3 protein-coding genes are annotated in these 3,541 nt (G+C 62.8%); all 3 read right to left on the bottom strand.

Translation table 11 applies throughout. The annotated features are described in order from the left end of the window. Positions 1-86 precede the first annotated feature (86 nt). The 3 genes from AC1DX0_RS32930 to AC1DX0_RS32940 all read right to left on the bottom strand — a co-directional run bounded on the left by AC1DX0_RS32930 (position 87) and on the right by AC1DX0_RS32940 (position 3,383). Positions 87-1,076 (bottom strand): AraC family transcriptional regulator, encoded by a 990-nt coding sequence (locus tag AC1DX0_RS32930; RefSeq protein ID WP_477219310.1) that lies wholly within the window; start codon positions 1,074-1,076, stop codon positions 87-89. A 189-nt stretch (positions 1,077-1,265) separates the two neighbouring features. Continuing rightward, a complete protein-coding gene (locus tag AC1DX0_RS32935; protein WP_477358547.1) occupies positions 1,266-2,246 on the bottom strand; it encodes an AraC family transcriptional regulator in 981 nt (326 codons plus the stop codon). 156 nt (positions 2,247-2,402) lie between these two features. Continuing rightward, complete coding sequence (locus tag AC1DX0_RS32940; protein ID WP_477219308.1) at positions 2,403-3,383, bottom strand: AraC family transcriptional regulator; 981 nt, start codon at positions 3,381-3,383, stop codon at positions 2,403-2,405. Between the last annotated feature and the right edge of the window lie 158 nt (positions 3,384-3,541).

Raw genomic sequence — 3,541 nt, forward strand, 5'->3', positions numbered from 1 at the left:
AGCGGGCAGAACCGGGATGGTGCTTGGGCTGGACGGCGCGGCGGCTTGGGCTGTGCGGTACCAAGCGCGGACAGGACTGCCTGTCGTCAGGGTGTGTCACTCGCGCCCCTGCCACAGCGGCCGGTGCGTATATCGGACGGCGTGACACCGTAGCGGCGGCGAAACGCGAGATTGAAATAGGACAGATCGCCGAACCCCGCTTCGAAGGCGATCGTGCTGATCATGTAGCCGGCGAAGCGGATGTCTTCGAGGCAACGATGCGCACGTGCCAGCCGCTGGTTCAGCACGAAGTCGGTGAATGTAGTCTGATCGCTATCGAACAATGCCCTGATGTAGCGTGGCGAAATGCCGTGGCGCGCCGCCAGCCTGTCGATCGACAGGTCGCGCCGGGTCAGATTGGCAAGGATATCAGCCTTAAGGGCTTGCAGCCGTGCGACGCGGATGCCTCGCCCCCTGGCGAGATGGGTGGCATCGCGGTTGGCGCCAAGTGCCAGCACCATCAGATCCTGGACATGCACGCTGCACGCCGCCTCGAGGTCCGGCGACATGGTGCCGATCTCTGCTTGCAGGACCCGGACATAGCCGATCAGGAGCCGCATCGCGTCGTTGTCACATGCAATGGCTTGCATCAACGCATCGTCGAGATTGGCCAGGGTTCGCGACAGCACAGTCCGGGGTACGGCGAGCGTGAGCAGACCCTCGATAGGTTCGTTGTGGAAGCAGCCGCCGGGCACGGCGTTCGACCACAGCAGAGCCTCGCCGGCGCTGAGTTCGACCTCCTTGTTGCCCTGATGGAACAGGACATCTCCTTTCGAAATGACGAGAACGAGATCGTCGCTGCTGTCGGACGCCAGAGCCTTGGTCCGCGTTACCTTGGCCGGAGAACTGGAAAACGATGCGATGGCCAGGTTCGGCAGCGCCTGGATATGGCCTTCGATGCGCAACGGCCCGTCGCCGACCGGCTCCATATCCAGTTTGACGATGTTGCGGCCAAAGGCTTCGCGCCAGATTGGCAGCCGATCACGCTCAGGCAATTCATCGGTCGAAAACCGGAACGACGTCTCTTCTCCTTGCACGACAGCTCCGCGGCCACGTCTTGAAACAGCAGAGACAAGCTACAGGGGAGAGGCCGGCGGCTGCTTGGGCTGGGTGACGCGCTGACTTGGGCTGTGAGGAACCGAGGCAGGCTGTGAGGAACTCAAGGAATGCCCCCCACGACACCGAGCGGTTGGCGCAATCGGCAGCGCGGGGCGTTGTCGGACGCTCTACCAGCCACCCTTGAGCCGGGCGGCGCCGCGAATTTCGGACGGCGTCGCGCCATAGCACCGGCGGAACGCAAGATTGAAGTAGGACAAGTCTCCAAACCCCGCCTCGAAAGCGATGGTGCTGATCATGTAGCCGGAAAACCTGACGTCTTCGAGGCAGCGATGCGCGCGTGCGAGGCGCTGGCTCAGCACGAAATCGGTGAACGTGGTCTGGTCGCTGTCGAACAACGACCTGATGTAGCGTGGCGAAATGCCGTGCCGCGCCGCCAGCCTGTCGATCGACAGATCCCGCTCGGTCAAATTGGCAACGATGTCGGCCTTGAGGGCTTGCAGCCGCGCCACGCGAACACCGCGTGCCCTGGCGAGATGGGCGGCATCGCGGTTGGCGCCAAGCGCCAGCACCATGAGGTCCTGCATGTGCGCGCTGCTTGCCGATTTGAGTTCCGGCGACATGTCGGCGATCTCGGCCTGCAGTATCTTGATATAGCTGGTCAGAAGCCGCGTTGCCTCGTTGTCGCGCGGTATGCGCTGCATCAGCGCGTCGTCGAGATTGGCCACCGCCTGCGTCAGCGCGGTCCGCGGTATGGCGAGCGTGAGGAGACGGGCGAGCGGCTCGTTGTTCAGGCTCCCGCCGGGCAGGGCGTTCGACCACAAAAGGGCTTCGCCCGCTCTTAGCTCGACCTCCTTCGTGCTCTGACGGAACATGACGTCTCCATCCGTGATGACGAAGACGAGATCGTCATTGCTGTCGGATGCCTGAGCCTTGGTCCGCGTCACCCTGGCCGGACTACTGGAAAGTGAAGCGATGGCGAGGTTGGGCAGCGTATGGATAAGACCTTCGATACGCAGCGGCCCGTCGCCGAACGGCTCCAGATCCAGTTTGACGATGTTGCGGCCATAGGCTTCGCGCCAGATTGGCAGCCGATCGCGTTCAGGCAATTCGTCGGTTGAAAACCGGAAGGACGTCTCAACCCCTTGCACAACAGCTCCGCGACAGGCGCCTCGAAAAAACGAGGCAAGCTATAAGCGAGAGCCGGGCGGTTGCTTGGGCTGGGTGACGTGTCGTTTTGGGCTGTGAGGAACAGCAGGATCAAAACTGCGGCATCTGCTGCTGGTCAGCGGCGCGGCGGCATTGCGCTACCAGCCACCCTCGATCCGTGCCGCGGCGCGTATGTCGGACGGGGTCGCGCCGTAGCGCTGGCGGAAACGGTGATTGAAGTAGGACAAATCTCCAAACCCCGATTCGAAGGCGATGGTGCTGATCAATCGAGCGCCCAGACGAGGGTCGGTCAGGCGTGCATGCGCGCGTGCCAAGCGCTGGTCCAGCACGAAATCGGTAAAGGTCGTTTCGTCGCTCTGGAACAGCGAGCGTATGTAGCGTGGCGACACGCCATGACGTGCGGCGAGGGCATCGATCGACAGCCAACTCGCGGCGACGTTGGCCACGGCGTCCGCCTTGATCGCATGCAGCCTTGCAACCCGCACTCCACGTCCCCTGGCGATCTCCGCGGCATCGCGCGTGGCGCCCAGAGCAAGCGCCACGAGATCGTGGACATGGTCGGCGGCGGCCTGCTGCAGGCTTGGAGAGGACCGCGCCAGTTCGCCCCTGGCGATGTGCAGGTAGGACGTTAGCAGCCGCAGCGCCTGGTTGTCCCTGGATAGCGGCCGAAGAACGCTCGCGTCCGCGTCAGCCAGCTGTGGAGCGAGCCGTTTTCGCGCAAAACGCAAGTTGATGAGTTGCACGCGTGAATGCGCGGTACCGCTCCCCGGTTCGTCATTGGCGGTGACGATAGCCTGGCCGCCGCTGAAGGTCTCTTCCCGCCCTCGTTGCTTAGCCGTTCCCAAACCGCTTTGCATGATGACGAGAACAAGATCATCGCTATCGATCAGTTCGCTGGTAAGCCGATTGCGCATCGCAGAGTGCGATCCGGTGGAGATGCGCAGGCCGGGCAAGGCTTGCAAGGTGACGTCGACATCGAAATCGGTGCCGGGCTCGGGTTCCATTTCGATCCGGAAGAGCCTTCGCCCGAAAATCTCGCGGAAATGGTCCAGGCGTTGCGCGGGCGGCAAGGCGGCAGTGGTAATTCGAAGAGGCTCGACACTCCCGTTCGCCTGCACGTCAAGTCACCTGTGTTGGCGAGCGGCTAGAGGCTCCGACCCGTCTGCTTTGCCACCCTAGGCTGCTGTCTCGTGATGCTGCAACGGCGCAGGCTGCCCGTTCAACATCAAATTGTTGTCATTCAGCGTTCCCGTCGGTCTCCCCTTTATGAATGATC

This window comes from Mesorhizobium sp. P3_A9 (genome assembly GCF_056402975.1).